This window comes from Enterobacter sp. ECC-019, from assembly GCF_043974075.1.
Classification (GTDB): Bacteria; Pseudomonadota; Gammaproteobacteria; order Enterobacterales; family Enterobacteriaceae; genus Enterobacter; species Enterobacter asburiae_D.
Genome location: NZ_CP143759.1, coordinates 2,985,086 through 3,011,905, shown reverse-complemented (window position 1 = coordinate 3,011,905; position 26,820 = coordinate 2,985,086). Strand labels below are relative to the sequence as shown.

The window sequence follows — 26,820 nt, the reverse complement described above, 5'->3', positions numbered from 1 at the left end:
CCGGCAATTCTCGTGCCCCATCGTTTCAGAGGTACGGACCATGTTCGAACTCGACGCGTTTCATCTGGCCAGAATTCAGTTCGCTTTTACCGTCTCGTTTCATATCCTTTTTCCTGCGATCACCATCGGCCTCGCCAGTTATCTGGTGGTGCTGGAGGGCATGTGGCTGCGCACCAAAAACGACGTCTGGCGATCGCTTTACCATTTCTGGCTCAAGATATTTGCCGTTAACTTCGGGATGGGTGTCGTTTCCGGGCTGGTCATGGCGTACCAGTTTGGCACCAACTGGAGCGGGTTCTCCCAGTTCGCGGGCAGTATTACCGGCCCACTCCTGACCTATGAGGTGTTAACTGCCTTCTTCCTCGAGGCCGGTTTCCTTGGCGTCATGATGTTCGGCTGGAATAAGGTCGGTCCCGGCCTGCACTTCTTTTCAACCTGCATGGTGGCGCTCGGCACGCTGATGTCGACCTTCTGGATCCTCGCGTCCAACAGCTGGATGCATACGCCGCAGGGCTTCACTATCGAGAACGGACAGGTTATCCCGCAGGACTGGTTGGCGATCGTCTTTAACCCCTCCTTCCCTTACCGCCTTATTCATATGGCTATCGCCGCGTTTCTAAGCAGCGCGCTGTTTGTCGGCGCGTCGGGCGCATGGCACCTGCTGCGCGGTAACGATACACCCGCCATCCGCACCATGTTTTCCATGGCGATGTGGATGGCGCTGCTGGTCGCCCCCATCCAGGCGATCGTAGGCGATATGCACGGCCTGAACACGCTTGAGCATCAGCCGGCCAAAATTGCCGCCATTGAGGGGCACTGGGAAAACTCGCCCGGCGAGGCCACTCCGCTGCTGCTGTTTGGTCTGCCGGATATGGACGAAGAGCGCACCAAATACGGTCTTGAGATCCCCGCGCTCGGTAGCCTTATCCTGACGCACAGCCTGGACAAGCAGGTTCCGGCGCTGAAAGACTTTCCGAAAGAAGATCGCCCGAACTCGACCATCGTTTTCTGGTCGTTCCGGGTCATGGTCGGGATGGGGCTGCTGATGATCACCCTGGGTCTGGTCAGCGTCTGGCTACGCTATCGTCATCGGCTTTACCACTCTCGCCCGTTCCATTGGTTTGCCCTCTGTATGGGGCCTGCCGGGCTGCTGGCGCTGCTCGCCGGCTGGGTGACCACCGAAGTGGGCCGCCAGCCGTGGGTGGTCTATGGCTATCTGCGCACCATCGACGCGGTATCGCTGCACAGCACCCTGCAGATGAGCATCAGCCTGCTGGCGTTCTTCATCGTCTACACGTCGGTGTTTGGCGTGGGCTATGTTTACCTTATCCGGCTGATTAAGAAAGGGCCGCAGCCTGTCGATACGCTGACGTCAAACACCTCGGGCACACCCGCCCGTCCGCTGTCTGCCGCTGAGTCTGTTCCTGAAGAGGAGAGAACCTGATGGGCGTCGATATCTCAGTTATCTGGTTTGCCATCATCGTCTTTGCCACGCTGATGTACATCATTATGGATGGCTTTGATTTGGGCATCGGCCTGCTGTTTAACTTCGTGGGGGATGCGAAGGAGCGGGATGTGATGGTGAACAGCGTCGCGCCGGTCTGGGACGGTAACGAAACCTGGCTGGTACTCGGCGGCGCGGGCCTGTTCGGCGCATTTCCGCTGGCCTATGCGGTGATCGTGGATGCGTTGACCATTCCCCTAACCGCCATGCTAATTGGCCTGATCTTTCGCGGCGTGGCGTTCGAGTTTCGCTTTAAAGCCACGCCGTCACACCGAAAGTTCTGGGACTACTCCTTTGCGGGCGGCTCCCTGCTCGCGACCTTCAGCCAGGGCATCGTCGTGGGCGCAATGATCAACGGCTTTGACGTGGAAGGCCGACGTTTTGTCGGCTCCGCGCTTGACTGGCTCACCCCCTTCAACCTCTTCTGCGGTATCGGTCTGGTCGTCGCCTACACGCTGCTGGGCACCACCTGGCTCATTATGAAAAGTGAAGGCGCGCTGCAGGCCCGCATGCGCGAGCTGACCCGCCACGTGCTGCTGGCGCTGATGGTCGTCATCGCCGTGGTGAGCATCTGGACGCCGCTCGGCTGGCAGCACGTGGCCGACCGCTGGTTTACCTTGCCCAACTTCTTCTGGTTCCTGCCGGTACCTCTGCTGGTCGGGCTTTTCAGCGTGCTGATCTGGCGCCTGACCCGCAACCCGAACAGCCACTCTCGCCCCTTCCTGCTGACGCTGGGGCTTATTTTCCTCGGGTTTAGCGGGCTCGGTATCAGCCTCTGGCCGAACATTATTCCGCCGCGCATCACCCTGTGGGAAGCCGCGGCCCCGCCTGCCAGCCAGCTGTTTATGCTGGTAGGCACGTTACTGATTATTCCGGTGATCCTGGTTTACACCGCGTGGAGCTACTACGTCTTCCGGGGCAAAGTATCGGATACTGAAGGCTATCACTGAGGGACGCTATGACCGACTGGCATACACGAGCCATTATTTATCAGATTGATACCGCGCTATTTTATGATTTGAACGGCGATGGCTGCGGGGACATCGCCGGGATAGCGGCCAAGCTGCGCTATATTCGCCGCATGGGGGCGACGGTCATCTGGATCACCCCGTTTTACCTCACGCCCTTTCTCGATGAAGGCTACGACGTCAGCGACCATCTCCAGGTGGATCCCCGCTTCGGAAAACTGGCCGATATCATCGCCTTTATCGAACAGGCCCGCGAGCTGGGCATGCAGGTGATTATCGAGCTGCTGATCCAGCACACCTCGGACGCGCATCCCTGGTTCCAGCAGGCGCGCCGCAGCCCGGCGTCACCCTATCGTGATTACTACCTCTGGTCGGATAACGACGAGGACGATACGCCCCCCATGTTCCCCGGCGTGGAGAAGAGCATCTGGACCTGGGACGACGAGGCGGGACAATACTACCGGCACATGTTTTATCGCCACGAGCCGGATCTGAACCTCACCTCGCCTGCGGTGCTCAAAGAGATTGAGAACATCATCCTCTTCTGGCTCAAGCTGGGCGTGTCGGGATTTCGCCTGGATGCCGCGTCCCACCTCACCACGCAGGCGGGCAACGGTGATGAAAAAAAGGGCCTGTGGATCCTCGCACATATGCGGCGTCTTATCGAACAGCGCAATCCGGACGCGATCCTTCTGGGTGAAGTGGACGTCGAGGTGGAAGCCTATCAGGACTACTTCGGCAATAATGACCGCCTGAATCTGGTGCTGAATTTCTGGCTCAACAAGTATTTCTACGTCAGCCTGGCCAGGAAAAGCGCCCGCCCGCTGCGCAATGCGGTGAAAAAGATGATCGTCCCGCCTGATGCCTGCTGTTTTGCTAACTGGCTGCGTAATCATGACGAGCTGGATCTGGAAGGCATTAGTCAGAAAGACAAACAGTTTGTCCTCGACACGTTTGCCCCTGACGAAGAGATGAACGTCTATCAGCGCGGGATCCGCCGCCGCCTGGCGCCGATGCTGAATGGCGATCGGAAGCGGCTGGCGTTCTGCCACGCGGTGCTGTTTTCCCTGCCGGGCGTCCCGGTGATGCGCTACGGCGACGAGATCGGCATGGGTGACGACCTGGAGCTGGAGGAGCGCTACGCCGTTCGCACCCCGATGCAGTGGGCGGGGTCACAAGGGGGCGGTTTCTCCGCAGCCGCCCCTGAAAAATTTATCGCACCGATTATCGACCACGGCCCTTACCGCTATCAGAAAGTGAACGTCGCCGATTCGCTGCTTCACCACAACTCACTCCTGCACCGGATAATTGATATTGCCAATACCCGCTCGGAGTTCCCCGAAATTGCCGTTGCGCCCTTTCGCCTTATCACAATCGATGATGACGCGGTGCTGGGGCTTTATTACGAGACCGACGAGCGCAGCATCCTGACCTTCGTCAACTTCAGCGACCAGCCGGTGCAGTTCACTGCAAAAGGGATCCGCAACGCCACCTGGACTGCCTGTCTCGAGGACAAGCGCTATGATGATGCACTGATTTGCGGAAAAACCGTTCAGCTCACTCTTGGCGGCTACGGCTATCGCTGGTTCTGGACGCACCGTAGCGCGCTGCGCTGATTACGGTTTCCGGCGGGTTATCAGACGCGTCACCACTATTCCCGCCACCGCGAGGGCGCCCAGCGCCACTATACCCGGCATGCCGGAGGTGACGGACGGCGCGCGGGTTTTCGCCTCGTCAGTAAAACGGCCGTGAATTTTGTGGAGGTCGTTAACCGGCTGGTCTAGGTAGTCCCGGCGATCCGGCGCATTCAGATCGTCGGTCATCTGACCTTCCCAGGCTTTTTTCACCATCAGCCGGTCGAGAAAACCGGGGAAAAAAAACTGCCCGACGATGGACTGGATGGTGCTGCTGCCTACCCACAGCTCGCGCACCGGTTTTTGTGCCACCCTGAAGATGGCGCTGGCGGCCACCTCGGGCTCAAAGACCGGCGGCACCGGTCGCATCGCCCAGGCGAACTTATTCCTCGCCCATTCGAACTGCGGGGTATTGAGCCCCGGCATCTGCACCATCGAAAGCTGAACCCGGCTGTTCTCATGCATCAGCTCGGTACGCACCGCATCGGTGAACCCGCGGATCGCCGCTTTGGCACCGCAGTAGGCTGACTGCAATGGAATGGAACGGTAGGCCAGCGCGGAGCCCACCTGGATAATCACCCCCCTGTCGCGCGGAACCATGAGTTCAAGAGCGGCGCGGGTGCCGTTCACGTAGCCGAGGTACGTCACGTCTGTTACGCGACGGAACTCATCCGGCGTAAGGGTTCGAAACGGTGCCAGGACGGCCCCCATGGCGTTGTTCACCCAGACATCAATCGCGCCCAGGCGATACTCAATTTCGTTAGCGGCATCCACCACCGCCTGACTGTCGGCGACGTCCGCCTGTACGGCGTGCGCATTTACACCAAAGCGACGCAGCTCCTCCTGGGTGGAGTGCAGGCTGGCTTCATCGCGGGCGATGAGCCCGACATCGTAACCCGCCTTTGCAAAGTGCAGCGCCGTGGCTTTTCCCACGCCCGCCGTTCCGCCGGTAATCACTATGACAGCCATAGAACCTCCCCGTGAGTTTAACCGTTATCCTCGTCAGACAATGCTGCCAGCAGCTCCGCCAGCGAGAAATGCACCGCTTTTTCCACCACATCCTGACAGTCACCGGAGAAAAGCACGGTGCGGGTTTGCGTCTCGCCACGTATATTCCACGCAAAGCAGACCGTCCCCGCCGCCGTGCCGTCGTCGCCCCCTTCCGGGCCTGCGTATCCGCTGATGGCGATGCTGATATCCGCCTGGGCGATATCGCGGATACTGGCGGCCATCTCGGTAACCGTCTGTTCGCTCACGGCCGTAAACCGCTCAAGCGTCTCAGGACGCACGCCGAGGATCCGCGTTTTGGCTTCGTCGCTGAACACGACCAGGCCGACATCATAAAATTCGGCGGTATTTTCCTCAGCGCAAAGCGCCACCGAGAGCTTGCCGCCTGTGCAGGATTCCGCGGTGGTTAAGCGAAGCCCGAGATCGGTTAATTTGCTCGCCAGCTTTTTGGTCAGTTCACCCACGGTATTATTACTGTCGTGAAAAAGATTGCTCATCTTGCCGCCTCTTATTTCTCGAAAGGAATGATTGAAATATGACCATTGCGCTCAAGTATGGCATATTTAATGTCGCTTATTTCCGTAATGCCGTTATTCTGCCGTGCAGACACCAGAATATCATCGCAGGAGACATCGACTTTTTTCAGCTTATCGGCTAACGGCACGCCGTTCTCGACCAGAATCACGGGCGTGCCATCCAGAATATTCTCCACCGGGGAAAAATATTTCTTCATCAGCCCAAATATAATGTCCACTACCACCAGCGTGGTAATGGTAATCATCGCGCCGGTGACGGAAAAATCCTGTCCAAGAAGCGCCTGCTGTGTGGCTTCACTAATTATCAAGAGCAGAATGAGATCGAAGCTGGTCATCTGCAGCAGCGCGCGACGTCCGGCCACCTTAAATACCACCACGAGGAACAGATAAATAGCCAGCGCGCGAAAGACCATATCCATATCAGCCTCCTAGGGGTAAATAAATTGCCAGATGTTAATCCCCGGCTCGCTGTTGACGCGGATGACGGTGTTCCATTTGCCGGCTCTGGAAGGTGTCGTGAAGAGTAACACTGAGAAGCTGTCTGACTTTTTCAGATTGTTATAGACAAAAAAGAGGGTCTTCCCCCGGCTGAACATGCTATCAGGCTGCGGCCAGACGCTGCCGGGCTCATAAACATCGCTGCTCTCGCTGGTCATGCTGAGGGTATACTTCCCCTCGGCCTGCACCGGAAACGCGAGCTCCATCCGCGTCTCTGTCTCCCGCCGTCCAAAGCGTTCATAGTTTATGGTCAGTGATTTAGCGGAATTCGTTTTGATCGTGTCGCTGACCATTCCGCTGGAAAACAGACCGGCAATGGCCGCGACGAAAATACCCAACAGAACAATAAAACCCACCTGACGAAACGCGTATTCAAACGTCAGCAAGCGATAACTCTCATCTATCCCGGGTAACCTTTCTTTTTCACGCTTCATGGCCGTCGTCACCGTTTCGCTTATTATCCGATAATTTTGATTTCTAACGCGAATGTTTTTAGGACTTATCACATTTGCCACATAAAGGAATAGCAACAATACTTAATAAGTCAAGACACCCAAAATGAAGGATATCGGATGAAATTATCACTTATTTCCGCTTTATTGATATTTCTGGTTCCGGCCGCATGGGCAGATAATAACGGGGGTTTACAAAAAGGCGAAGCCCCACCGCCACCGCACGCGCTTGATAGCGGATATCGCGGAACCGACGACGCGCGTATTATGACCATCGACCAGGCAAAACAAATGCACGATGGTGCGACAATTTCATTACGCGGTAATCTTATTGACGGTAGCGGCGATAAGTTTGTATTTCAGGATAAAACCGGAAAAATCGACGTTATTATTCCCCAGGCAGTTTTCGACGGCAGAACGGTAAAACCCGACCAGATGATCAGCATCAACGGTTCGCTTGATAAAAAATCATCTCCTGCCGTTGTCCGTGTTGATCGTTTGCAGAAATAATTCAGCGAAGCGTTAACGCTGCAGCTATCCATCAAATCTCACCCCTTGGCTTAAGGAGTCAGCTATGAGTGATACAAAACAACGTACGAACGCTTACCCGCAGCCCCCGTTCCCGGAACAGCCGCAAACGCCGCCGGGACTGGCATCAGAAATGCAGCCTGTACCCGACCACGGGGAAACAAGCTACAAAGGACATGGCCGTCTGGCCGGCAAAAAAGCGCTGATTACCGGTGGTGACTCCGGTATTGGTCGCGCGGTCGCTATCGCCTATGCGCGTGAAGGCGCTGACGTCGCCATCAACTATCTGCCTGAAGAAGAAAAAGATGCCTCTGAGGTCATCGACCTGATCGAAGCGGAAGGCCGCAAGGCTATCGCGCTGCCGGGGGACGTCCGGGACGAAACCTTCTGTAAGAATCTGGTTGAAGAAGCCGTGTCGAAACTGGGCGGGCTGGACATTCTGGTCAATAACGCGGGGCGTCAGCAGTTCCGTGAATCGCTTGAGGAACTGACCACCGAGGATTTTGACGCGACGTTTAAAACCAACGTCTACGCTCCGTTCTGGATCACCAAGGCGGCCCTGCGCCACCTGAAAGCCTCGTCCGTTATCATTAATACCTCCTCCGTTCAGGCGGTGAAGCCCAGCCCCGTTTTGCTGGACTATGCCCAGACGAAAGCCTGTCTGGCGGTGTTTACCAAATCCTTAGCCAAACAGCTGGGTCCGAAAGGGATCCGCGTCAACGCGGTTGCCCCTGGCCCTTACTGGACAGTACTGCAGTCCAGCGGCGGGCAGCCGATGGAGAAAGTGAAGGAGTTCGGTGGCGACACCCCGCTGGGACGTCCGGGCCAGCCCGTCGAGATTGCGCCGCTTTACGTCACGCTGGCCTCGGATGAATGTTCCTTTACGTCCGGCCAGGTGTGGTGCTCTGACGGCGGTGACGGCGTGATCTAAACCGGTAAACGACACCCCTCCGCAATGAGCAATAAATGAACAAGGACGTTCGCTTATCGCCCCCTCCAGAAAAACATGTTGTAACTCAAACAGATCAAATGTTAAAAATATTTTGCTATCAAGTTATCAAAATTAAACAACTTAACTTGTCACCCGCATCGCTCTGTTTTTAACATCGCCTATGGAAAAAAATGGTCTGTTCAGTCAGCGCATACGCTTGCGCCATTTGCATACATTTGTGGCCGTCGCTCAACAGGGAACGCTGGGGCGTGCGGCTGAAACTCTTAACCTGAGCCAGCCTGCGCTCTCGAAAACCCTCAACGAGCTGGAACAGCTGACCGGTGCCCGTCTTTTTGACCGCGGGCGGCTGGGGGCGCAGCTTACCATCGTGGGCGAACAGTTCCTCACTCACGCCGTTAAAGTGCTGGATGCGCTCAATACCGCAGGCCAGTCCCTGCATCGAAAAGAAGAACAATCCAGTGAGGTGGTGCGCGTGGGTGCTTTGCCTACTGCGGCGCTGGGCATTCTTCCGCCGGTTATCGGCCAGTTCCACAAGCAGCAGCGGCATACCACTATCCAGGTTGCCACCATGAACAACACCATGCTGCTCGCGGGGTTGAAATCAGGCGAACTGGATATCGGTATCGGTCGAATGTCCGACCCTGAACTGATGGGCGGTCTCAATTACGAACTGCTGTTCCTGGAGTCCCTGAAGCTGGTGGTTCGTCCCAATCACCCCCTGCTGCAGGACACGGTGACGCTTAGCCGCGTGATGGAGTGGCCGGTTGTGGTGTGCCCGAAAGGGACCGTACCCCGTCAGACCGCCGAAACGTTGCTGCAAATGCAGGGGTGTACGCTGCCTTCAGGGTGTATCGAAACGCTGTCGGCCTCGCTTTCACGCCAGCTCACCCTGGATTATGACTACGTCTGGTTCGTCCCCTCCGGCGCGGTAAAAGATGATTTACGCCAGGGAACGCTGATCGCCCTGCCGATTACCTCCCCAGGAGCCGGGGAACCCATCGGCATTTTGACCCGCGTAGACACGCCACTCTCAACGGGCGCACAGACGCTGCTGAGCGCTATCCGTAAATCAATGCCGGTATAAAACCTTTTTCACCCCTCACCCTAACCCTCTCCCCTTAGGGGCGAGGGGACTAGCCCGTGCGTTAATCAAATAATGCGGAATAATCCATTAACAATTGCGTAAAACAATTTAACAGTTTTATCATAACGGTGAATTCACCAAATGGTTCGCAAATCATTTTATAAAACCGAATTCACTCGTATTAATCATTATTCCTCCCGCAATTATTACCCAACTGGTACACACCCGACACGGTGGGGGGCTCGAAAGGAGAAAGACATGGCATTTGGCAGCGCGCCGCGCGGGATACCTCGTATTCTGCAGTGGCTTCTTGCCGGACTGATGATACTCATCGGTCTGGCGGTCGGCGGGTTGGGCTTTAAGCTCGCCACCGTAGGCGGGAGTGGATACTTCCTGATAATGGGCGTGGTCATGGTGATTGCCGCGATCCTGATTTTCCTCAATCGCACCAGCGGGATCGCACTTTACAGCATCGCGTTTATTGCCTCGCTGTTCTGGGCGGTAAGCGATGCGGGCTGGGATTTCTGGCCGCTCTTCTCTCGCCTGTTTACCTTTGCCGTACTGGCCTTCCTCTGCGCCATCGTCTGGCCTTTCCTGCGTGCTGCGAACCACAGCGCCGCGAACAAGGCGCCCGCTTTTGGCGTCGCGGCCGTGCTCGCGGTGGCCATGCTGGTCAGCCTCGGCTGGATGTTTAAGCCCCAAACCCTCGTGGCTGCGAACGAGCCCGTTCCGGTTAAACCCGTCGCACCCGGCGAGCAGCAAAAGAACTGGGAGCACTGGGGCAATACCACTCACGGCGACCGTTTCGCCGCGCTGGACCAGATTAACAAGCAAAACGTCAGCGATCTGAAGGTCGCCTGGGTTGCGCACACCGGCGATATTCCGCAGAGCAACGGCTCCGGCGCGGAAGATCAGAACACCCCCTTACAGGTTGGCGACACGCTGTATGTCTGTACCCCATACAGTAAGGTGCTGGCGCTGGACGTGGATTCGGGTAAAGAAAAATGGCGTTATGATTCCAAAGCCACGGCCCCTAACTGGCAGCGCTGCCGCGGTCTGGGCTATTTTGAAGACCACTCCAGCGTGACAATGTCACAGGCGGAGACACCGCCTGCGGCATGCCCTCGCCGCCTGTTCCTGCCGACCACCGACGCCCGCCTGATTGCCATCAACGCGGATACCGGCAAGGTCTGCGAAGACTTCGGCGACCATGGCACCGTGGATCTGAGCGTCGGCATGGGCGAGATCAAGCCCGGGTATTATCAGCAGACCTCCACGCCGCTGGTCGCCGGGAATGTCGTTGTCGTCGGCGGTCGCGTCGCGGATAACTTCTCCACCGGCGAACCGCCGGGCGTGGTGCGCGCCTACGACGTTCACACCGGTAAGCTGGCGTGGGCGTGGGATCCGGGTAATCCGAACCTGACCGGCCTGCCGCCGGAAGGCCAGACCTACACGCGCGGCACGCCGAACGTCTGGTCAGCGATGTCTTACGACGCTAAGCTGAACCTGATCTACCTGCCAACCGGCAACGCCACCCCGGATTTCTGGGCGGGCGAACGTACCGCGCTCGACGATAAATACAGCTCCTCCATCGTCGCCGTCGACGCGACCACCGGTCAGGTGCGCTGGCATTTCCAGACCACCCACCACGACCTGTGGGATTTCGACCTGCCTTCCCAGCCACTGCTGTACGATCTGCCAGACGGTAAAGGCGGCACCACGCCTGTGCTGGTTCAGACCAGCAAGCAGGGCATGATCTTCATGCTTAACCGCGAAACCGGCAAGCCGGTGGCGAAGGTAGAGGAACGTCCCGTTCCGGCGGGTAACGTTGAAGGTGAACGCTACTCTCCGACCCAGCCGTACTCCGTGGGCATGCCGATGATTGGCAACCAGACGCTGACCGAATCCGACATGTGGGGGGCGACGCCTGTTGACCTGCTGCTGTGCCGCATTCAGTTTAAAGAGATGCGTCATCAGGGCGTCTTCACCCCGCCGGGTCTCGACCGTTCCCTGCAGTTCCCTGGCTCTCTCGGCGGGATGAACTGGGGCAGCGTCTCCTTTGACCCGAACAACAGCCTGATGTTCGTCAACGATATGCGCCTGGGGCTGGCAAACTACATGGTGCCGCGCGCTAACGTGGCGAAAAATGCCAGCGGCATCGAGATGGGTATCGTACCGATGGACGGCACGCCGTTCGGCGCGATGCGCGAACGCTTCCTGTCGCCGCTGGGCATTCCGTGCCAAAAGCCGCCGTTCGGCACCATGTCGGCGGTTGACCTGAAAACCGGCAAGCTGGTGTGGCAGGTCCCTGTCGGCACGGTGGAAGATACCGGCCCGCTGGGCATTCGCATGCACATGCCAATCCCGATCGGTATGCCGACGCTGGGCGCATCGCTTTCTACCCAGTCTGGCCTGCTGTTCTTTGCCGGCACGCAGGATTTCTACCTGCGCGCGTTTGATACCGCCACCGGGAAAGAGATCTGGAAAGACCGTCTGCCGGTCGGCAGCCAGTCTGGCCCGATGACCTACGTGTCGCCGAGAACCGGTAAACAGTACATCATCATCAACGCCGGGGGCGCTCGCCAGTCTCCGGATCGCGGTGATTACGTTATCGCGTACGCGTTACCCGATAAAAAATAAGATGTGAAAAGGGACCGAAAGGTCCCTTTTTTTGCCCGGTGGCGCTTCGCTTACGCGGGCCTACAAATGCCAGTAGGTCGGGTAAGGCGAAGCCGCCACCCGACAAAACACGCCACTCAGAACGTCTCCCAGTTATCCCCGGAAACCGTCGCCGCCGGGCGCAACGGTGCGTTCTTCGCCACTGGCGCAGACATCACCGCCCGGCCCGGCTTTGCACCGCTCAGACGAAACGCCCCGACCGCCTCGGTCAGTCGCGCGCCCTGTTCTTCCAGAGACGCCGCCGCCGCGGAGGCCTCTTCCACCAGCGAGGCGTTCTGCTGGGTCACTTTATCCATCTCAGAAATCGCCTGGCTCACCTGGACAATACCACGGCTCTGTTCATCGGACGCTGCGGCAATCTCCAGCATGATGTCGGTCACGCGTTTCACCGCGTCGACAATTTCATTCATGGTGTTACCGGCGGCGACAACCTCACCGGAGCCCTGGTCAATCAGCGAAACCGATTCGTTGATCAGGCTTTCGATCTCTTTTGCGGCATTCGCACTGCGGCTTGCAAGGGTTCGGACTTCGCTTGCCACCACGGCAAACCCGCGCCCCTGTTCACCCGCACGCGCCGCTTCTACCGCCGCGTTAAGCGCCAGGATATTGGTCTGAAACGCAATGCTGTTAATCACGGCGGTAATCTCAGAGATCTTCTTCGAACTGGTGGAGATATTGCCCATTGTTTTGACCACGCCGGAGACCATCTGTCCGCCGCGGCTGGCTTTACCGGAGGCATCTTCCGCCAGCTTGCTGGCATGATGGGCGTTATCGGCGTTCTGTTTCACCGTTGCGGTCAGCTGTTCCATGCTCGCGGCGGTCTGCTCGATGGCCGCAGCCTGCTGCTCGGTGCGCGAAGAGAGATCGGTGTTACCGGCTGAAATCTCGCTGGTGCCGCGGTAGATCTCCTCCGCCCCCTGACGTACGGTGCCCACGGTGTTTTCCAGCGAGTGCTGCATGGTTTGCAAATCGCGCGTCAGGCGGCCAATTTCGCTGCGCCCGGCCACATCGTCCGGCATCGTCAGATCGCCTTTGGCGATATTCTCGATACGTTTCGCTGCACGCTGCAAAGGATTGATTACCGTACGGCGCAGCACAACAAAGGTCATCGCCGTCAGCACCAGCGCCAGGGCAAACGCGCCCACCATAAACATCAGGCCCAGCTGCGTGCGGCTGTGCGCCTGCGCCGTCAGCGCATTGGCGCGATCGGTGCGGATCTTAATCGCCTTCAGCAGCACGGCGTTGTATGCGTCATCCAGCGGGCGCGCCGTTTCGTTTTCGTGGTTGATAATCGCTTCGAACATGCCGTTTTTGGCGAATTTCACCATCGGCTGCATGCCCGCGATATAGGCGTCGTACCGCGCCTTGAGATCTTCATCCAGCGCTGCGCCCTCAGCGGTACGCACGGCGCGATTCATGTAGGCGGTAAAGCTCTCCTGGGACTGCTTAATGCGCGTTTCCGCCTCGCTGATGTTCTGCTTCATCGCATCCATCTCCGCGATACGGCTTGCCGCACCGGCGTGGATCAGGTTGATACGCGCGGTTCGCAGATGGTTTGAGCTGTTCGACAGCCCCATACGCACCTGAATTTCGGATGTGACATCCTGCTGATCGCGATCGGCCTGCAGCAGGAAATAACCCGCCAGACCCGAGCTCAAGGCAAACAGAAGAATAATGCCACCGAGAATGGAGGAAAACAGCGGAACCAGCCTGATGTGATGCAAGAAGCCCAGCTTGCGCTGCGCCGGCATCGAAGTAGTGTTGTCCATGACCGTCGACTCTCTTGTAGGTAAGATGCGTAAAAACACGCCTGTTAAATAGTCATCGGCACGGTGGGGATTTAGATTACGGCTAAAAACGCCGCACTGGTCACACTTTAGAGAAGATTATTAAAGAAACGCCAGCGGCGAAAAACCGCTGGCAGAAGAGTTACTTGTCGCCGAAATGAATGACGGTGCGGATGGATTTTCCTTCGTGCATCAGATCGAACGCCTCGTTGATCTGCTCCAGCGGTAAACGGTGTGTAATAAACGGATCGAGCTGGATCTTGCCGGCCATGGCATCTTCAACCATACCCGGAAGCTGGGTACGCCCCTTCACGCCGCCAAACGCGGAGCCGCGCCATACGCGCCCGGTGACCAGCTGGAATGGACGGGTTTTAATCTCCTGACCCGCACCGGCCACGCCAATGATGATGCTCTCGCCCCAGCCTTTGTGGCAGCACTCCAGCGCGGATCGCATCACGTTCACGTTGCCGATACATTCGAAGCTGAAGTCAACGCCGCCGTCGGTCAGCTCAACGATGACGTCCTGAATCGGTTTTTCGTGATCTTTCGGGTTCACGAAATCGGTCGCGCCCATTTCACCCGCCAGCTTGAATTTCTCCGGGTTGGTGTCGACCGCGATGATACGCCCGGCCTTCGCCTGCACCGCGCCCTGAATCACCGCCAGACCAATGCCGCCGAGACCGAACACCGCAACGGTATCGCCCTCTTTAACTTTTGCTGTGTTATGCACCGCGCCAATACCGGTGGTCACGCCGCAGCCCAGCAGGCAGACTTTATCCAGCGGTGCCTGCGGGTTTACCTTCGCCAGCGAAATCTCCGCGCAAACGGTGTATTCGCTGAAAGTGCTGGTGCCCATGTAGTGATAAACAGGCTCGCCGTTATACGAGAAACGGGTGGTGCCGTCCGGCATAAGCCCTTTCCCCTGAGTCGCGCGAACCGCCTGGCAGAGGTTGGTTTTACCGGATTTACAGAACTTACACTCGCCGCATTCCGCCGTGTACAGCGGGATCACGTGATCCCCCGGTTTCAGGCTGGTCACGCCCTCGCCCACTTCCACCACAATCCCGCCGCCCTCATGGCCGAGTACCGCCGGGAAGACGCCTTCAGGATCGTCCCCCGACAGCGTAAACGCATCGGTATGGCACACGCCGGTATGGGTGATTTTGATCAGCACTTCGCCTTTCTTCGGCGGTGCCACGTCGATTTCGACGATTTTGAGCGGCTGGCCGGGGCCAAATGCGACAGCAGCGCGAGATTTCATCATTTCTTCCCTTTTTGTCAGGTGTGTGGGTTTATTTTAGATAAGAGCGCAGCAAATGGCCGACTTCCGCCATGCGTACGGCTCGCTGATCCGGCGTGGTTTCCCCCGTTACCAGCTCATCTTTGAGGTGAATTTCAACCATTTCGCCCATCAGGCCATTGGCAGCCCCGCGCACGGCGGCGATTTGCTGCAGGATGGCCAGACAGGGGTCGCCCGACTCCAGCGCGCGTTCAAGGGCATCAACCTGGCCCCGAATGCGACGGACGCGGGTAAGAATACGTTTTTTATCTTCGGGTGAATGCGGCATACGCCCTCCTGGTACTATAGGGGGGTATGGTATTTTATTTACCTGGCGATGTAAACCTTCCATTTCAGCTTGCAACAACAGCGCATCTACTGCAGCTCATCAACTAGGTAAATAAAATGTGGTGATAATTAACTTACTGAAATATATAATTATTTAATAACATTATTTGCCTAACCGAAATGAAGCTCTCGTTGTTTAGTGGCGTTTTCATATCCAGCAGGAGTTAATACATGGCATGGAACAAACACGCAGCAGCCCTGCACGCACGCCAGAATGCCGGCACTTCATCGCAAAGACGCTGTGGAGAATTTACGCGTAAGGCAATACGTGCAGGTGGTGTAGATATTGGAAATGCACCTAACGCAAAAGACTATGGCAGTAACCCTGAACGAGCAGGTTTTCGAGTTTTAGGGCAAGGTGAAACATTACAGGAAGGCGATGTGGTTGTTATTCAGCCCTATGATGGCGGTAATCCTGCGGGTCACATGGCGATTTATGACGGCACTACCTGGTACTCTGATTTCAGACAAAGAGATATGTGGGGTGGTCCGGGATATCGCTCCGCACGCCCTGCTTACAAAATTTACAGGAAAAGCTGATGCGTAACCTTCTTTTGATGTGTCTGTTGCTGACAGGATGCGCAACACAAATGGATATGCCTGAAAAACGTACACATGACTTTTATATGTTCTACCTCACGGCTTTCGTCACAGACAGTAAAGAAGATAATCTCGATTCACCAAAAATGCGTGACTATGTTGCGCAAGACACGCTCCTCCGACTGCAGAAAATTTCCTCTCTCTATGAGCAGGAAATTATCGGTTCCGACTATTTTACCTATACGCAGGACTATGCGGCGGAGTGGCTCCCTGACCTAAGTGTAAGCAACGCGATAAATTCTGCGTCCGGAAAAGTTGTTAACGTTGAGCTGGGTGCAGGTAATGGACAGAAACAGCGGTTAAACGTGTATCTGCGCAATGAAGACGGTAAGTGGAAAATTTATCGTGTCACCGATGCGAGCCATCATTTTGAACAATACATTTTTGACGACAGGGCGATTGCTGCCGCACAACGTTATGCCGCCAGTATAACCTCTCCATAATCAGCAAGATCGGTCAGGATTCTGGCCGTTCGGTGAGGCAAAGTGGGTCATCAGGAGGATGCAATGAACGATGCAATCAAAACGGCCTACCGCGAGCGCTTCACGATGGTGTGCGACTATATCGCCAACCATCTCGATGAACCGCTTACGCTGGAGAAGCTCAGCGCGTTAGCCTGCTGTTCGCCTTATCATTTTCACCGGCAGTTTCTGGCGTTTAGCGGCCAGCCTTTATATCGCTATATCCAGTGGCTGCGTCTGCGTCATGCTTCCTGGCGACTGGCGTTTAATTCTCAGGATAAGGTGATTGATATTGCGCTCGATGCCGGGTTCCAGAGCCCTGAATCGTTCAGTCGCGCCTTCAGAAACGCGTTTGGAAAAAGCCCGCGTCAGTTTCGGCAGCAGCCGGACTGGCTGAACTGGCACCAGCGCGTACCGAAAATGACCTTTCAGGAGCAAAAAACGATGGAAATTAAGATTGTCGATTTCCCACAGACCCAAGTGGCAATGCTGCAGCACCGTGGCAACCCGGATCGGGTAAATGACAGCGCGGCGAAATTTATTGCCTGGCGTAAAAGCACGGGCCTATCGCCAGTACACGAAAGCAGCACGTTTGGTATTGCCTGGGATGACCCGACAACCACGCCCGCAGACGCCTTTCGTTTCGATATCTGCGGCAGTATCGCTGAAGCGATACCAGAAAATGAATTTGGGGTTTCCAGTGGCGAAATCGACGGCGGACGTTACGCCGTATGCCGTCACACGGGTTCTCTGGATACTATTTCCGCCACGGTGTGGGCGATGTTTCGCGACTGGCTACCGGCCAGCGGCGAAACGCTGCGCGATGCCCCGGTATTTTTCCACTACCTCAACTTCATTCACGAGGTGCCGGAACATGCGCTGCAAACGGATATCTACCTGCCGTTAAATTGACTCTCCCTTATTGACCGCCATTTCTGCCGGGTGGCACTGCGCTTACCCGGCCTACAGTCTCCTGCCAGCCTGCGCCTTAAGCCAGCGAGTCGCCCCCGCTGTCCACCGATTAAATTTTCAGATCAAAGATAGCAACTGAAAACCTGTCGCTTATGGGCCACCCGCGCCTGCGCGATCGGTGCGAAAAATCAAACACACCTTTAGACAAAAGCCACTTACTCTGATGAACGTTACCAGATAGTCTTCTAAAAAATCACAGTTCATGTGCTGCAGATAAACCAACCCACGGAGATAAAATGCTGTTCATTTTCACAATGTTTATATTTTCACTGACGCTTTCATTTTCTCCTGGCCCCGTTAATATGGTAATTATATCGTCAGGGGCCGTTCACGGTTTTAGAAAGACCTTTTCATTTGTCTCCGGTGCAACGATAGGGTTTACGTTATTACTTATCTTTATTTGTTTCGGTTTTTACGCTGCAATCGAAAAATATCCTGTGTTTTTCCGGTATCTTAATATTGCCGGTTCTTTATTTATAATGTATCTGGGCTATAAGATAGCGTCGTCCCGGCCCGATATGTCATTAACAAAAACGAATGCACCCGGTTTTGTTCAGGGTTTTGTAATGCAATGGATCAACCCAAAAGCATGGACCGCGTGCGCCTCAGGGGCAGCAATGTTTTCCGAACCCTCAAACCCTGCGGCAGCATTCATCTTTATAGCGGTCTATTTTTTAGTCTGTTATCTGTCGCTTTCTGCATGGGCATTGATGGGAGAAAAAGTGTCGGTGCTGCTCAGGAGCACACAGCAGATCCGTACGTTTAACGTGTTGATGGGCGGATTGCTGCTTATTACGGCGTGTTACATGCTCTCTTTAGCATTTTAAACCCTTTATAATGTGTGAAACTCAAACGCATTATAAATATCATTAATCAATTTGTAGGCAATACTGCTGGTCGACATATTAGAAGGCCATACGGCATAGACTTTCAGCGGTTCTAATGACCAGTCGGGGAGTATTTCCTGCATTTCTCCGCGATTAACGTCCTCTTCGCTTAAATAGCGGGGAGGTGCGGCGAGACCAATTTGTTGCCTGGCAAGGGCATAAGCGGCTTCGACATTATCTACATACACCCCAGGCGTATACGTTACGACGGCCACTTCCCCATTTTTATGCCGGAACTCGCGGTTATTCGACCTCATATTGAGTCCAATCCATGGCAGTTGCGCCAGATCATCAGGATGCGTAATCGTCGGGTAATGGCTGAGTAAATCACGGGAACCAACTACCTGACGCGGCAGCACGAAAAGATGGCGCGCTTTCAGTGAACTGTCCGGAAGTTCGCCGATTCGAAATGCAACATCAATACCGTCGGCAATAATATCTCTGCGCGTATCACTGTAAGAGATATTCAGTAAAATGCCCGGATGACGTTTTATAAAATCGGCCAAATGCCGGGTAAACGCACTCTTCAAAAAAACGGCAGGAAGTGAAACAGTAAGCTTATTCGCCGTTGATATCGAACGCTGCTTAAATTCAATGACCCCCTGCTCATACAGCGCCAGCATCGATTTGGCCGTTTCCAGCAAATTTGCGCCATCGTGAGTCAAAGAGAGTTTACGCGTGTTTCTGTAGAGCAACGCGCAGCCAAGATTTTTTTCCAGCTTTGATAAATGCGTGCTTGCCGTAGCGGTTGTAAGCCCTAACGCTTCTGCCCCACCTGAAATGGATCCTGCCTCAGCAATCTTTGCAAACACTATCAGATAACGGATGTCATCAATCATTTATCGTCCTGTTGCGACGGCGTTCCTACGAACTTCTCATTCAATCATAGAGTTACGATATCGTACTTTCCTCCCCGGCCGCATCTCTTTTTATCGTGAGCGTGAGAGCACACCTACTAATTTTAGTGTAAAACAATAAATGCTTATTGTTTTACGATAAACGCCAGGCTAGCCTGCACGCACTTCACCTTACCCTTTGCCAGGAGAGGCATTGAATGAAAAGAAGTCTGCTGTATGGCGTTTCGATCGCAGGGATCGTGCTTTGCGCCCCCTTACACAGTGCGGAGCTGTCCGGCTACGCGGGTCTGGGCGTTGAGGTCAGTCCCGTTTATTCGGGTTCGCGGCATTACGCACCCGGACCGCTGCTGAAGGGCGGCCTGAGTCTGAAGAGTAAAGACTGGGGGCAATGGGATCTCTCCACGGAGGGGGTGGCATGGACATTTCACCCCGACGCCCCGTTTGCCGTGAGCCTGCTGCTGGCCTCTGATGAGGGTCGAAAAGAGACAATTAACTATCCCTTCTCCGCTCGAAAAAACCGTGACCTCCAGGGAATGGGCGATATGTCCGATATGCTGATGGCGGGCGCGGAAATGCGTTATCAACGCGACGACTGGACGATATGGCTGCGCGCGTTAAGCGCAACGCAAAAACACCGGTACGGTGGCGAGACGCAGCAGCTGGCGAGGACCGTGAACAGCGGCGTAAAGTCCACCCTCTGGCGCGGGCCGGACGTCGAATTTTCGGTCGCAGGTGACATCACCTGGGCGAACAGCGGCTATCAGCAGCGCCATTATGGCGTCACCGCGAGCCAGTCTCAGCACACCGGGTTTGAGGCGTATTCCCCCTCATCGGGTTTACAGGAAGCTGGAGTCGATGGCGAACTGGTCTGGCACATCAGTGAAAATCTGGCGGCTGGAGTGACCGGTCGCGCAGCCTGCCTGCTTGATGAAGCGGGTAAGAGCCCGCTGGTTAACAGCCGTATGCAGTACACCCTGTCATCAATGATCCAGTATGAGTTCTGAGGCGCAGACCATGAATAAACAGTATGTATACAGCCGCAGGCGATTGTTAGCCGCAGGGGTGGTTTTTGTGTCGCTGATTGCCGCAGGCATCTACCTGCAGCCGGGCGTCAGCACGCCGTCCCCGCGCCAGACGGGTGATGCAACCATCGTCTCGTTCCTGACGCCACTCCTCAGTGGTGCGCGTGGCAGCGTTGCCGTCGCACTTATCACGCCGAAAGGCGTGCAGTACGCCCTGTGGGACAGCGATTTTACGAAACAGTATGAAATCGCCAGCCTGACCAAAACCATGACCAGCAGCCTGCTGATTGAGGCGCAGCGACGCGGCGAAGCAGCACCGCAAACCCGCGTCAGTGAACTTATTCCGGAGATCGCAGGCCCGGCGAGCGATATTACCCTGGCGCAGCTGGCTTCGCATCGCTCCGGCCTTCCGCAGCTGGCGACGTCGTTACCCGAGAAATTTCAGGTTATTAAGACCATCATCCTGCGTGACAATTTCTGGAAATTCGATGAGGAGACATTAATAGACATGGTAAATAAAGCCAGCGTCGAACGCCCGGCCGGATTTGACTATTCCAACACTGGCTACGCGCTGCTGGGACTGGCGCTGGCGCGTGCATCGCATCAATCTTTTGCGGATCTCCTGCAAACGCGAGTATTCGCTCAGGCGCACATGACAGACTCCGTCGTTGCCAGTGATACAGCGCCCGCCTCTTCCACATACCGGCACGGTCGGTCCGCTTCCGGCCTGAGCGAAGCGCCGTGGATAATGCACGCATTTGCCCCTGCCGGAGGCGTGCGTTCAACCATTGTCGACATGGCCCATTACGCTCAGTCGCTGCTGGCAGGCCAGCTCGCATGGAGCGACGCAATGACGCCGCAGTTTGCGACTGACGATCCCGATTCACGTGTGGGCTATGGCTGGTTCACCACGCGCATTCAGGGGCGTGATATCACCTGGCATGATGGTGAATCGTCAGGGTTCGCTTCCGCTATTGCCTTCGATCGACAGCGTAAAAGCGCCGTGGTGATCCTCTCCGACACCGCGTGGCCGGTGGTTGTCCCGGCCATACGGCTGCTATTAACCCAGCCATCGCATACGGCAGAGGCGCATCATGAACTGGATTGACATTCTCTGGGCGCTACTGACCTTTATCTCGGCCCTGCTGTTTGCGTGCGGAACGTGGGCCGCGCAGTATAAACTTCGGCTGGTGAACACAATGCTGACCGTGGGAATAATTCTGTATAGCATGGAGATGATGCAAACTATCACCCATCTGAATACTCCAGGTTACTTTTTCAGAATGCTCACCTGGGTGATTCAGGCATCTTATCTAGCCTTTAGCGTGTATCACGTGTGGCCAAAACCCTGGATGAAACCCGAAGCTAACTGTCTGAACGGCGGCAAGATTGCCATCGCGTTGATGCTTATGTCATGCTTGAGCATGCTGATCTTAAAATAATATGAAATATTCAGGAAGGTTCGACGTGAATGGTGCGAGGGATAAACTCAGTCTGGTGCTCATCGCAGGGGTGCTGCCGCTCTTTCTCATCCTGGTATTAATCACCCCTTTGTGGATTTATTTCACCGGTGAGTCGGTTTTTATTTCCACTCTGCTAAAGCTCGCTGAGGTTCAGAATGACAATCTGGCGGTTTCGACGGTTTCGCCGCTCCGCCAGATACTCCTGTTGGCGATCCTTTATCTCCCGGCGGGGCTGTTTGCCTTTGCTGTCTGGCAAGGAATGAGCGTCACGCGACAGGTTCGTCAAAAACAGATCCTCTCCCGGGTCCTGGCAAACAGCGTCCGCAAGATTGCCCTCGCGATGCTAAGCCTTGGGATCGCACTGCCGGTCTGTCGCTTTCTGATCCCGCTGACCATCGCGTGGCCGGGTCATTACTACCAGGTCACTCTTTTGCTTGGGGATTTTGTTCTGTTATTAACAGGCGGTTTGCTGCTGGTAACGTTTCACTCCCTGGTCGAAGGGATCAAAGCGGAAGAAGAGAATAAGGAGTTCATCTAATTATGGCTGTCGTGGTTCATCTGGACAAAATGCTGGTAGAGAAGAAAATGACGTCCAGAGCACTGGCAGCCTTTGTAGGGATCACTGAGCAAAACCTGTCGCTGCTCAAGTCCGGCAAGGTGAAAGGGATACGTTTTGATACGCTGGCGAAAATTTGCGAGGCGCTAGAGTGTCAACCCGGCGACATCCTCTCCTGGGAGCCAGATAGCCCGGAATGACGCGCCTGCGCCAGCATTTGCAGCTCTTCCTTAAGCCAGCGGGTCGCGCCCCGCTGTCCGCTGCGTTTGTGTGAGTAAATTTTCACTTCAAACGTGCGTATCGAAAACGGTAAAGGAAAAATCCTCAGGTCCGCTGCCGCAGTGAGCTTCTCAGCGGCAAAGCGGGGGATCGCCATCAGCAGGTCGCTTTCCGCAACGATAAACGGCGCGCTGAGCATCGACGGCGTTTTGATCGCGATTTGTCGGGTATAGCCTAACTGTTCGAGCCGCACGTCCAGAACGCCCTGCTTCTCATTCCATGGCGTCACCACCAGATGTCGGGCTGCGAGATAATCCTCCAGCGTCAGACGCGTCCGGCGCGCGTTGCTGATGACCACATATTCATCTTCAAACCAGTCGATCTCTTCCAGCTCCGGGTGGCGGATATCATCCTGAGTGCTGAACCCCAGCGCGAGATCCACTTCGCCCGCCAGCAGTTCCGTCAGCGCCGGGCTGTGCGGCAGATAGCGCAATTCGAAACGCAAACCCGGGGCAGCAAGCTGCAGTTTGTACATCAGCGCCGGGAAAATGCACAGCGCGGTAAAGTCCGTAATCCCAATTTGTAAGCTTTCGGTACTGTTGGCCGGGTCAAACTCCGGCTGCGGGGTCAGCTCATGATTCAGGAACGACAATGCCGAGGCAATGGAAGGCGCAAGCTGAGTGGCATACACGCTGGGGGACATGCGATGCCCTTCCCGAAAAAATAGCGGGTCATTAAGGGTGATGCGCAAACGCGACAGCGCATGGCTCAATGCCGATGTGCTCATCGACAGCTCATCAGCGGCAAGCCGAACGGAACGGTGGCGGTAAATTGCGTCGAAAACGGGCAGCAGGTTTAAATCAAGACGTCTCAGTACCGGATGCATAATATTCATCATTTGTTGATTTCATTGCACTTAATTCTTCGGACAATACGCCGTATGCTTAACGCCATCAACCGAAACACAGGCTTAAAAACAGGAAAAGCAATGAGCATAACCATTCGTCAGGCCCGTCCCGAAGATGCGGCGGCAATTTACGCCATGATCTACGAGCTCGCGGTGTATGAAAAAGCGCCGGAAGAAGTCGTGACCACGCCGGAGGGGATCCGGGAAACGCTCTTTGGCACCGGCGGCCAAACCGAAGCGTTGATCGCGGAATGTGAAGGTAAGATCGCCGGCTATGCCGTATTCTTCACCAGCTATTCTACCTGGCTCGGACGCAGCGGTATTTATATGGAAGATCTGTACGTGTCACCGGATTATCGCAGTAAAGGCGCGGGAAGAGCGCTGCTGAAACATATCGCGCAGCTCGCGGTAAAACGGCAGTGCGGCCGCCTTGAATGGAGCGTGCTGGACTGGAACCAGCCCGCCATTGATTTTTACCTGAGCATCGGCGCGCAGCCGCAGTCCGAATGGGTTCGCTATCGTCTTGATGGCGAAGCGCTGCTGAGTTTTGCCGAATAACAGCCTCTCTCTGTGCGAGCCCCCGCACAGAGATATATCCGAAAACAGCCCTGCCAGGTGCCGAAATTAACCTTTCGTCTCTCAGTTCCTCAAAGAGCAGCTATCCTTTAATTATCAACAAAAGGAGGCAAAAATGTCCGATATCGGTACTGATAAAAACACCCAGTTTGCAGAAGACAAAGCAAAAAATAAATTTGATGAACTTGCAGGTTCAGCGCAGCAGCAGTTTGGTGAATTTGTAGATTCACCAAAGCATCAGGTCAAAGGTGCGGCTAAAAAATATGCCGCGCAGGCCAGTGATGCGGTTTCCGACGTCACTGAAGCTGTCAGAAATAACCCCCTCACCGGCCTCGTCGCAGCGGGTGCGGTCGGTATTGTTCTCGGCCTGCTGCTGGGTCGAAAATAATAAAAGGCCCTTCGGGGCTTTATTTTCCTTAGCTAAACAACCTCACCATGCGGTCTAACTCGTCCTCTTTCACGGCGCGAGATAAATAATATCCCTGAAAGTTTTTGACGCCCATCGCGACTAATTTCTCAAACTTTTCTTCACTATCTACCCCCTCCGCAATACAGTCCGTTCCGGTCATGTCGCTATAAAACTGTATCGCTTTAATCAGGTTATAGTCATTGTCGTTTGCCACAAAATGCTCAATGATGTCCCGATCCAGCTTGAGTCCATCAAAATGCACCTGCCGCACCGGGAACATGGTTTGATGATTAGAAAAACAGTCATCCAGAAACAATCGACACCCCGTATTACGTAAATGCCGCATGGTTTCAGGGATCCTTTTGTCCTTCGTCACGTCAATATCTTCTGCAAATTCAAAGACCAGCTTTTCAGCCCATTGCGGTTTGAGCAGCATGTCGATAGCTTTCCTTGCCATATCAGGCAATGCATTTCCGGACGCCAGGCGAGGTGGAATATTCACTGAAAAATAGTATTTGCCATTATACTTATTGATCCCCGACACGGCAGCATGGATAACTAACGCTGTTATTTTTAACCATATCTCATGATTTAAGATATCCGTGAGAAAGCTGGCTGGCTTGACAATTTTACCGTTTTTATTCCAGCGGATCAGTATCTCAAAACCTACCCCTTTTTTGTCACGATCGGTAATAATTTGATAGGCAGGGAAGATCTCTCTTTTAAGTAGCGCATTAAATATTTCTGTTTCCTTATCCGTTAACTCAGTTTTTTGACGCTGGTGTTTAATCCCCCCTTCCGCTTTAAAATTGTGCGGATCGTGTAACCATCGCTTAATTAAGCGTAACTTCAGCACACCTTCTTTACGGTGGGTATAAACCGTTTTATTAGAAAGCCCCATTTCGTCGCATATTTCCTTTACGGACATGCCGCGGTAGAAATTTAATAAAACGTCAATCTCTCTTTTTGTTAGCCACTTTACGTTTTCTTGCGAAGAATTATCCCTGCAGCGATCGCGTAATAAGTATGACCTGTCCTTAAAAACGTGATGTTGGGTATGAGAACAAGTTATGGCATCTGAAACGCGGGCAATACGAATCAATGACAATTGATAACTGTTATTTAAAAGACTGCCCAGAGTGCGGTACAGCCAGCCATCCGGTATGTCACCATACAGGGTGACGCGTCGAATAACGGGAAGCGTATTGAGCACGGAAGCCAGCCGCTTCAGGCTCTCCAGGAGATTAACGATACCCTTTCCGAGAAACACCACAACATGAGCATTCTGATTTATAAGGATATTTTCCACATCCTGTTGGGATACGTCATCGCCCTCAAAGTGAATATGCGAGGCCTGTATTCCGTACTTGCTCAGGATCTGACGATATCCCTGGAATGTGTAAGCGCAGGCTGAAACGACAAATTTATGTTCATCGCACGCCCCATTTCTGAGAGAAACATTGTGGTTCATAACCTGCTCCTGGGCACCAAAAGCGCCGTTTCCATTTGTGCATAAATTAAATTTGTTGCACATGTTGAGAATAGTAATTTTATCCTGAAGCCTCAGGGTAAGAAACAGTTATCAGCCTCATTCACTGGAACATCTTTGCGTTAATCACCACGGCTTAAATATACTTTTCTTTGCAAATAACAACGGCAAATATCTCATTCTCAGGGTATAATGAGAATTCCGAAAAAGAAGACTGGACACTTCATCTATCGGCTCATTTAAATACGAGAAAAATGCTATGGATAATCACGTCTCATCCAGGGCCTTGCTACATCGAAGGGATGTCATAAAGAACAATCCGCGATTCGGTGAGGCAATATTACAGCACTACACAATTAATGATACCATCTACAAAAAACAACCTCTTTTCTACAAGACCATGCTGCAGGAATCACGATTTAACATTATTCTCTCTATGTGTTGTTTTATTTTTGGAAATCAGGCAGAGTCAGTTTCAGAGATAAAAGAGTTATGTTCTCGCTATAAGATAGCCAGCCCCAACAGCGTCATTGCGATCATTACGATACTGAGAACCACCGGGCGCATCAGGACCTGGCGCTGCACGGAAGACCGACGCAAAACGAGAATCGCGCCAACCGACAAAGGTTTGAATGAACTTAAGCGTTATATGTCCGGCGCATTTTTGCCCGTCAGCATTCTTTACCCCGCATTTAATATTAATGTTAACCTACTGGATAATGATATTTTGCGAAATAACTTCTTCCGCCGCGCGGCAGAATATCTCTTTAGAGGATTAACGTTCAGAAAGGTTTTGCCAGAAGTGGGGTTATTTATCGATAAGGATGGCGGCCGCATGATTATGCTTTATATTTACCTGCAGGCCATGCAAAACAAATCCGCTCACGGTGCGGTTATTGACTATTCGGCCAGCACGCTCGCAAAAGAATTTTTCGTTTCACGCATCCACGTCAACCGAATTATCAAATCGGCACAAGAGGCGGGTTATCTTAAAGATCGTGGTGATGGTCGAATGTCGATATACCCGGCGTTTATCGAACTTGTCGAAAACTATGCCGGATTATATTTTGCGTATGTTACGCATTACATCAACGTTGTCCCTAAAGAGCGACGCCACGCTCACAACGTGGCGTCAACCGTATAAT

General features: G+C 54.3%; 29 protein-coding genes. 19 read left to right on the top strand and 10 right to left on the bottom strand.

Features of this window, described 5'->3' with window-relative positions:
* The first annotated feature begins 40 nt into the window (after positions 1-40).
* The 3 genes from V1566_RS14340 to V1566_RS14330 are packed head-to-tail and all read left to right on the top strand — an operon-like array spanning position 41 to position 4,088.
* A complete protein-coding gene (locus V1566_RS14340) occupies positions 41-1,444 on the top strand; it encodes a cytochrome ubiquinol oxidase subunit I (RefSeq protein WP_395303729.1) in 1,404 nt (467 codons plus the stop codon).
* The gene (cydB, locus tag V1566_RS14335; RefSeq protein WP_395303728.1) at positions 1,444-2,454 is read left to right on the top strand and encodes a cytochrome d ubiquinol oxidase subunit II; all 1,011 of its coding nucleotides are present in this window, start codon (positions 1,444-1,446) and stop codon (positions 2,452-2,454) included. The genes V1566_RS14340 and cydB overlap by 1 nt, the downstream gene beginning before the upstream one ends.
* An 8-nt stretch (positions 2,455-2,462) precedes the next feature.
* Positions 2,463-4,088 (top strand): alpha-amylase family protein, encoded by a 1,626-nt coding sequence (locus tag V1566_RS14330; protein WP_395303727.1) that lies wholly within the window; start codon positions 2,463-2,465, stop codon positions 4,086-4,088.
* Here the strand turns inward: V1566_RS14330 and V1566_RS14325 are convergent, their stop codons facing one another.
* Genes V1566_RS14325 through V1566_RS14310 form a run of 4 tightly spaced genes read right to left on the bottom strand, consistent with a single transcriptional unit; the run spans position 4,089 to position 6,582 of the window.
* Positions 4,089-5,075, bottom strand: coding sequence for an SDR family oxidoreductase (locus V1566_RS14325; protein ID WP_395303726.1), 987 nt, complete (start codon positions 5,073-5,075; stop codon positions 4,089-4,091).
* A gap of 17 nt (positions 5,076-5,092) precedes the next feature.
* Entirely contained in the window at positions 5,093-5,611 is a 519-nt protein-coding gene (locus V1566_RS14320; RefSeq protein ID WP_121423684.1) for a 2-oxo-tetronate isomerase, read from the bottom strand.
* 11 nt (positions 5,612-5,622) lie between these two features.
* Positions 5,623-6,069, bottom strand: a complete 447-nt coding sequence (locus tag V1566_RS14315) for a DUF421 domain-containing protein (protein WP_023311671.1) — start codon at positions 6,067-6,069, stop codon at positions 5,623-5,625.
* Positions 6,070-6,078: 9 nt separating this feature from the next.
* A complete protein-coding gene (locus V1566_RS14310; RefSeq protein WP_395303725.1) occupies positions 6,079-6,582 on the bottom strand; it encodes a hypothetical protein in 504 nt (167 codons plus the stop codon).
* A 138-nt stretch (positions 6,583-6,720) separates the two neighbouring features.
* Between V1566_RS14310 and V1566_RS14305 the strand changes: the two genes are divergently transcribed.
* The 4 genes from V1566_RS14305 to V1566_RS14290 all read left to right on the top strand — a co-directional run bounded on the left by V1566_RS14305 (position 6,721) and on the right by V1566_RS14290 (position 11,804).
* Complete coding sequence (locus V1566_RS14305) at positions 6,721-7,110, top strand: YdeI family stress tolerance OB fold protein (RefSeq protein ID WP_063142825.1); 390 nt, start codon at positions 6,721-6,723, stop codon at positions 7,108-7,110.
* A 64-nt stretch (positions 7,111-7,174) separates the two neighbouring features.
* A complete protein-coding gene (locus tag V1566_RS14300; RefSeq protein ID WP_395303724.1) occupies positions 7,175-8,059 on the top strand; it encodes an SDR family oxidoreductase in 885 nt (294 codons plus the stop codon).
* A 181-nt stretch (positions 8,060-8,240) separates the two neighbouring features.
* Entirely contained in the window at positions 8,241-9,164 is a 924-nt protein-coding gene (locus V1566_RS14295) for a LysR substrate-binding domain-containing protein (RefSeq protein WP_023335657.1), read from the top strand.
* 258 nt (positions 9,165-9,422) lie between these two features.
* A complete protein-coding gene (locus V1566_RS14290) occupies positions 9,423-11,804 on the top strand; it encodes a glucose/quinate/shikimate family membrane-bound PQQ-dependent dehydrogenase (protein ID WP_395303723.1) in 2,382 nt (793 codons plus the stop codon).
* Between the two features lie 116 nt (positions 11,805-11,920).
* On the opposite strand, the gene V1566_RS14285 is transcribed toward V1566_RS14290, so the two are convergent.
* From V1566_RS14285 to V1566_RS14275, 3 genes are all read right to left on the bottom strand, one after another.
* Positions 11,921-13,612, bottom strand: a complete 1,692-nt coding sequence (locus tag V1566_RS14285; RefSeq protein WP_395303722.1) for a methyl-accepting chemotaxis protein — start codon at positions 13,610-13,612, stop codon at positions 11,921-11,923.
* Positions 13,613-13,772: 160 nt separating this feature from the next.
* A complete protein-coding gene (locus V1566_RS14280; protein ID WP_029740540.1) occupies positions 13,773-14,891 on the bottom strand; it encodes an S-(hydroxymethyl)glutathione dehydrogenase/class III alcohol dehydrogenase in 1,119 nt (372 codons plus the stop codon).
* A 31-nt stretch (positions 14,892-14,922) separates the two neighbouring features.
* Positions 14,923-15,198, bottom strand: a complete 276-nt coding sequence (locus tag V1566_RS14275; protein ID WP_003857256.1) for a metal/formaldehyde-sensitive transcriptional repressor — start codon at positions 15,196-15,198, stop codon at positions 14,923-14,925.
* 230 nt (positions 15,199-15,428) lie between these two features.
* Here V1566_RS14275 and V1566_RS14270 point away from each other — a divergent pair, with 230 nt between their 5' ends.
* From V1566_RS14270 to V1566_RS14255, 4 genes are all read left to right on the top strand, one after another.
* On the top strand, positions 15,429-15,797 hold the full coding sequence (locus V1566_RS14270; RefSeq protein ID WP_395303721.1) for a hypothetical protein: 369 nt from the start codon (positions 15,429-15,431) through the stop codon (positions 15,795-15,797).
* Positions 15,797-16,300, top strand: a complete 504-nt coding sequence (locus V1566_RS14265) for a YbjP/YqhG family protein (RefSeq protein ID WP_395303720.1) — start codon at positions 15,797-15,799, stop codon at positions 16,298-16,300. The genes V1566_RS14270 and V1566_RS14265 overlap by 1 nt, the downstream gene beginning before the upstream one ends.
* A gap of 63 nt (positions 16,301-16,363) precedes the next feature.
* On the top strand, positions 16,364-17,230 hold the full coding sequence (locus V1566_RS14260) for a GyrI-like domain-containing protein (RefSeq protein WP_395303719.1): 867 nt from the start codon (positions 16,364-16,366) through the stop codon (positions 17,228-17,230).
* Positions 17,231-17,526: 296 nt separating this feature from the next.
* Positions 17,527-18,117 (top strand): LysE family translocator, encoded by a 591-nt coding sequence (locus V1566_RS14255; protein ID WP_395303718.1) that lies wholly within the window; start codon positions 17,527-17,529, stop codon positions 18,115-18,117.
* A gap of 5 nt (positions 18,118-18,122) precedes the next feature.
* Here V1566_RS14255 and V1566_RS14250 read toward each other — a convergent pair whose 3' ends face one another.
* Complete coding sequence (locus V1566_RS14250; RefSeq protein ID WP_395303717.1) at positions 18,123-19,016, bottom strand: LysR family transcriptional regulator; 894 nt, start codon at positions 19,014-19,016, stop codon at positions 18,123-18,125.
* 215 nt (positions 19,017-19,231) lie between these two features.
* Here V1566_RS14250 and V1566_RS14245 point away from each other — a divergent pair, with 215 nt between their 5' ends.
* The 5 genes from V1566_RS14245 to V1566_RS14225 are packed head-to-tail and all read left to right on the top strand — an operon-like array spanning position 19,232 to position 22,275.
* Positions 19,232-20,038 carry a MipA/OmpV family protein gene (locus V1566_RS14245; RefSeq protein ID WP_395303716.1) on the top strand — a complete coding sequence of 269 codons (807 nt, stop codon included), beginning with the start codon at positions 19,232-19,234 and terminating at the stop codon, positions 20,036-20,038.
* Between the two features lie 10 nt (positions 20,039-20,048).
* Positions 20,049-21,164, top strand: coding sequence for a serine hydrolase domain-containing protein (locus tag V1566_RS14240; protein WP_395303715.1), 1,116 nt, complete (start codon positions 20,049-20,051; stop codon positions 21,162-21,164).
* A complete protein-coding gene (locus V1566_RS14235) occupies positions 21,151-21,498 on the top strand; it encodes a hypothetical protein (RefSeq protein ID WP_395303714.1) in 348 nt (115 codons plus the stop codon). Before V1566_RS14240 ends, V1566_RS14235 begins: the two co-directional genes overlap by 14 nt.
* 25 nt (positions 21,499-21,523) lie before the next feature.
* Positions 21,524-22,057, top strand: coding sequence for a DUF2975 domain-containing protein (locus tag V1566_RS14230; RefSeq protein ID WP_395303713.1), 534 nt, complete (start codon positions 21,524-21,526; stop codon positions 22,055-22,057).
* A 2-nt stretch (positions 22,058-22,059) separates the two neighbouring features.
* Positions 22,060-22,275, top strand: a complete 216-nt coding sequence (locus V1566_RS14225; RefSeq protein WP_148245184.1) for a helix-turn-helix transcriptional regulator — start codon at positions 22,060-22,062, stop codon at positions 22,273-22,275.
* Here the strand turns inward: V1566_RS14225 and V1566_RS14220 are convergent.
* Positions 22,230-23,192 carry a LysR family transcriptional regulator gene (locus V1566_RS14220; protein ID WP_395303712.1) on the bottom strand — a complete coding sequence of 321 codons (963 nt, stop codon included), beginning with the start codon at positions 23,190-23,192 and terminating at the stop codon, positions 22,230-22,232. The two genes, V1566_RS14225 and V1566_RS14220, sit on opposite strands and share 46 nt — an antisense overlap.
* 90 nt (positions 23,193-23,282) lie before the next feature.
* On the opposite strand from V1566_RS14220, the gene V1566_RS14215 reads away from it, so the two are divergent.
* A complete protein-coding gene (locus V1566_RS14215; protein WP_395303711.1) occupies positions 23,283-23,759 on the top strand; it encodes a GNAT family N-acetyltransferase in 477 nt (158 codons plus the stop codon).
* Between the two features lie 133 nt (positions 23,760-23,892).
* Positions 23,893-24,165, top strand: a complete 273-nt coding sequence (locus tag V1566_RS14210) for a YqjD family protein (RefSeq protein WP_395303710.1) — start codon at positions 23,893-23,895, stop codon at positions 24,163-24,165.
* Between the two features lie 28 nt (positions 24,166-24,193).
* On the opposite strand, the gene V1566_RS14205 is transcribed toward V1566_RS14210, so the two are convergent.
* Positions 24,194-25,657, bottom strand: a complete 1,464-nt coding sequence (locus V1566_RS14205; RefSeq protein WP_395303709.1) for an EAL domain-containing protein — start codon at positions 25,655-25,657, stop codon at positions 24,194-24,196.
* A 277-nt stretch (positions 25,658-25,934) separates the two neighbouring features.
* Between V1566_RS14205 and V1566_RS14200 the strand changes: the two genes are divergently transcribed.
* On the top strand, positions 25,935-26,819 hold the full coding sequence (locus tag V1566_RS14200) for a MarR family transcriptional regulator (RefSeq protein ID WP_395303708.1): 885 nt from the start codon (positions 25,935-25,937) through the stop codon (positions 26,817-26,819).
* The last annotated feature ends 1 nt before the right edge of the window (position 26,820 follow it).

Bases quoted from the DNA above. Each gene is read 5' to 3' on its own strand.
- V1566_RS14340 (WP_395303729.1), top strand. From the start codon at position 41: ATGTTCGAACTCGACGCGTTTCATCTGGCCAGAATTCAGTTCGCTTTT.
- cydB (WP_395303728.1), top strand. From the start codon at position 1,444: ATGGGCGTCGATATCTCAGTTATCTGGTTTGCCATCATCGTCTTTGCC.
- V1566_RS14330 (WP_395303727.1), top strand. From the start codon at position 2,463: ATGACCGACTGGCATACACGAGCCATTATTTATCAGATTGATACCGCG.
- V1566_RS14325 (WP_395303726.1), bottom strand. From the start codon at position 5,075: ATGGCTGTCATAGTGATTACCGGCGGAACGGCGGGCGTGGGAAAAGCC.
- V1566_RS14320 (WP_121423684.1), bottom strand. From the start codon at position 5,611: ATGAGCAATCTTTTTCACGACAGTAATAATACCGTGGGTGAACTGACC.
- V1566_RS14315 (WP_023311671.1), bottom strand. From the start codon at position 6,069: ATGGATATGGTCTTTCGCGCGCTGGCTATTTATCTGTTCCTCGTGGTG.
- V1566_RS14310 (WP_395303725.1), bottom strand. From the start codon at position 6,582: ATGAAGCGTGAAAAAGAAAGGTTACCCGGGATAGATGAGAGTTATCGC.
- V1566_RS14305 (WP_063142825.1), top strand. From the start codon at position 6,721: ATGAAATTATCACTTATTTCCGCTTTATTGATATTTCTGGTTCCGGCC.
- V1566_RS14300 (WP_395303724.1), top strand. From the start codon at position 7,175: ATGAGTGATACAAAACAACGTACGAACGCTTACCCGCAGCCCCCGTTC.
- V1566_RS14295 (WP_023335657.1), top strand. From the start codon at position 8,241: ATGGAAAAAAATGGTCTGTTCAGTCAGCGCATACGCTTGCGCCATTTG.
- V1566_RS14290 (WP_395303723.1), top strand. From the start codon at position 9,423: ATGGCATTTGGCAGCGCGCCGCGCGGGATACCTCGTATTCTGCAGTGG.
- V1566_RS14285 (WP_395303722.1), bottom strand. From the start codon at position 13,612: ATGGACAACACTACTTCGATGCCGGCGCAGCGCAAGCTGGGCTTCTTG.
- V1566_RS14280 (WP_029740540.1), bottom strand. From the start codon at position 14,891: ATGAAATCTCGCGCTGCTGTCGCATTTGGCCCCGGCCAGCCGCTCAAA.
- V1566_RS14275 (WP_003857256.1), bottom strand. From the start codon at position 15,198: ATGCCGCATTCACCCGAAGATAAAAAACGTATTCTTACCCGCGTCCGT.
- V1566_RS14270 (WP_395303721.1), top strand. From the start codon at position 15,429: ATGGCATGGAACAAACACGCAGCAGCCCTGCACGCACGCCAGAATGCC.
- V1566_RS14265 (WP_395303720.1), top strand. From the start codon at position 15,797: ATGCGTAACCTTCTTTTGATGTGTCTGTTGCTGACAGGATGCGCAACA.
- V1566_RS14260 (WP_395303719.1), top strand. From the start codon at position 16,364: ATGAACGATGCAATCAAAACGGCCTACCGCGAGCGCTTCACGATGGTG.
- V1566_RS14255 (WP_395303718.1), top strand. From the start codon at position 17,527: ATGCTGTTCATTTTCACAATGTTTATATTTTCACTGACGCTTTCATTT.
- V1566_RS14250 (WP_395303717.1), bottom strand. From the start codon at position 19,016: ATGATTGATGACATCCGTTATCTGATAGTGTTTGCAAAGATTGCTGAG.
- V1566_RS14245 (WP_395303716.1), top strand. From the start codon at position 19,232: ATGAAAAGAAGTCTGCTGTATGGCGTTTCGATCGCAGGGATCGTGCTT.
- V1566_RS14240 (WP_395303715.1), top strand. From the start codon at position 20,049: ATGAATAAACAGTATGTATACAGCCGCAGGCGATTGTTAGCCGCAGGG.
- V1566_RS14235 (WP_395303714.1), top strand. From the start codon at position 21,151: ATGAACTGGATTGACATTCTCTGGGCGCTACTGACCTTTATCTCGGCC.
- V1566_RS14225 (WP_148245184.1), top strand. From the start codon at position 22,060: ATGGCTGTCGTGGTTCATCTGGACAAAATGCTGGTAGAGAAGAAAATG.
- V1566_RS14220 (WP_395303712.1), bottom strand. From the start codon at position 23,192: ATGATGAATATTATGCATCCGGTACTGAGACGTCTTGATTTAAACCTG.
- V1566_RS14215 (WP_395303711.1), top strand. From the start codon at position 23,283: ATGAGCATAACCATTCGTCAGGCCCGTCCCGAAGATGCGGCGGCAATT.
- V1566_RS14210 (WP_395303710.1), top strand. From the start codon at position 23,893: ATGTCCGATATCGGTACTGATAAAAACACCCAGTTTGCAGAAGACAAA.
- V1566_RS14205 (WP_395303709.1), bottom strand. From the start codon at position 25,657: ATGAACCACAATGTTTCTCTCAGAAATGGGGCGTGCGATGAACATAAA.
- V1566_RS14200 (WP_395303708.1), top strand. From the start codon at position 25,935: ATGGATAATCACGTCTCATCCAGGGCCTTGCTACATCGAAGGGATGTC.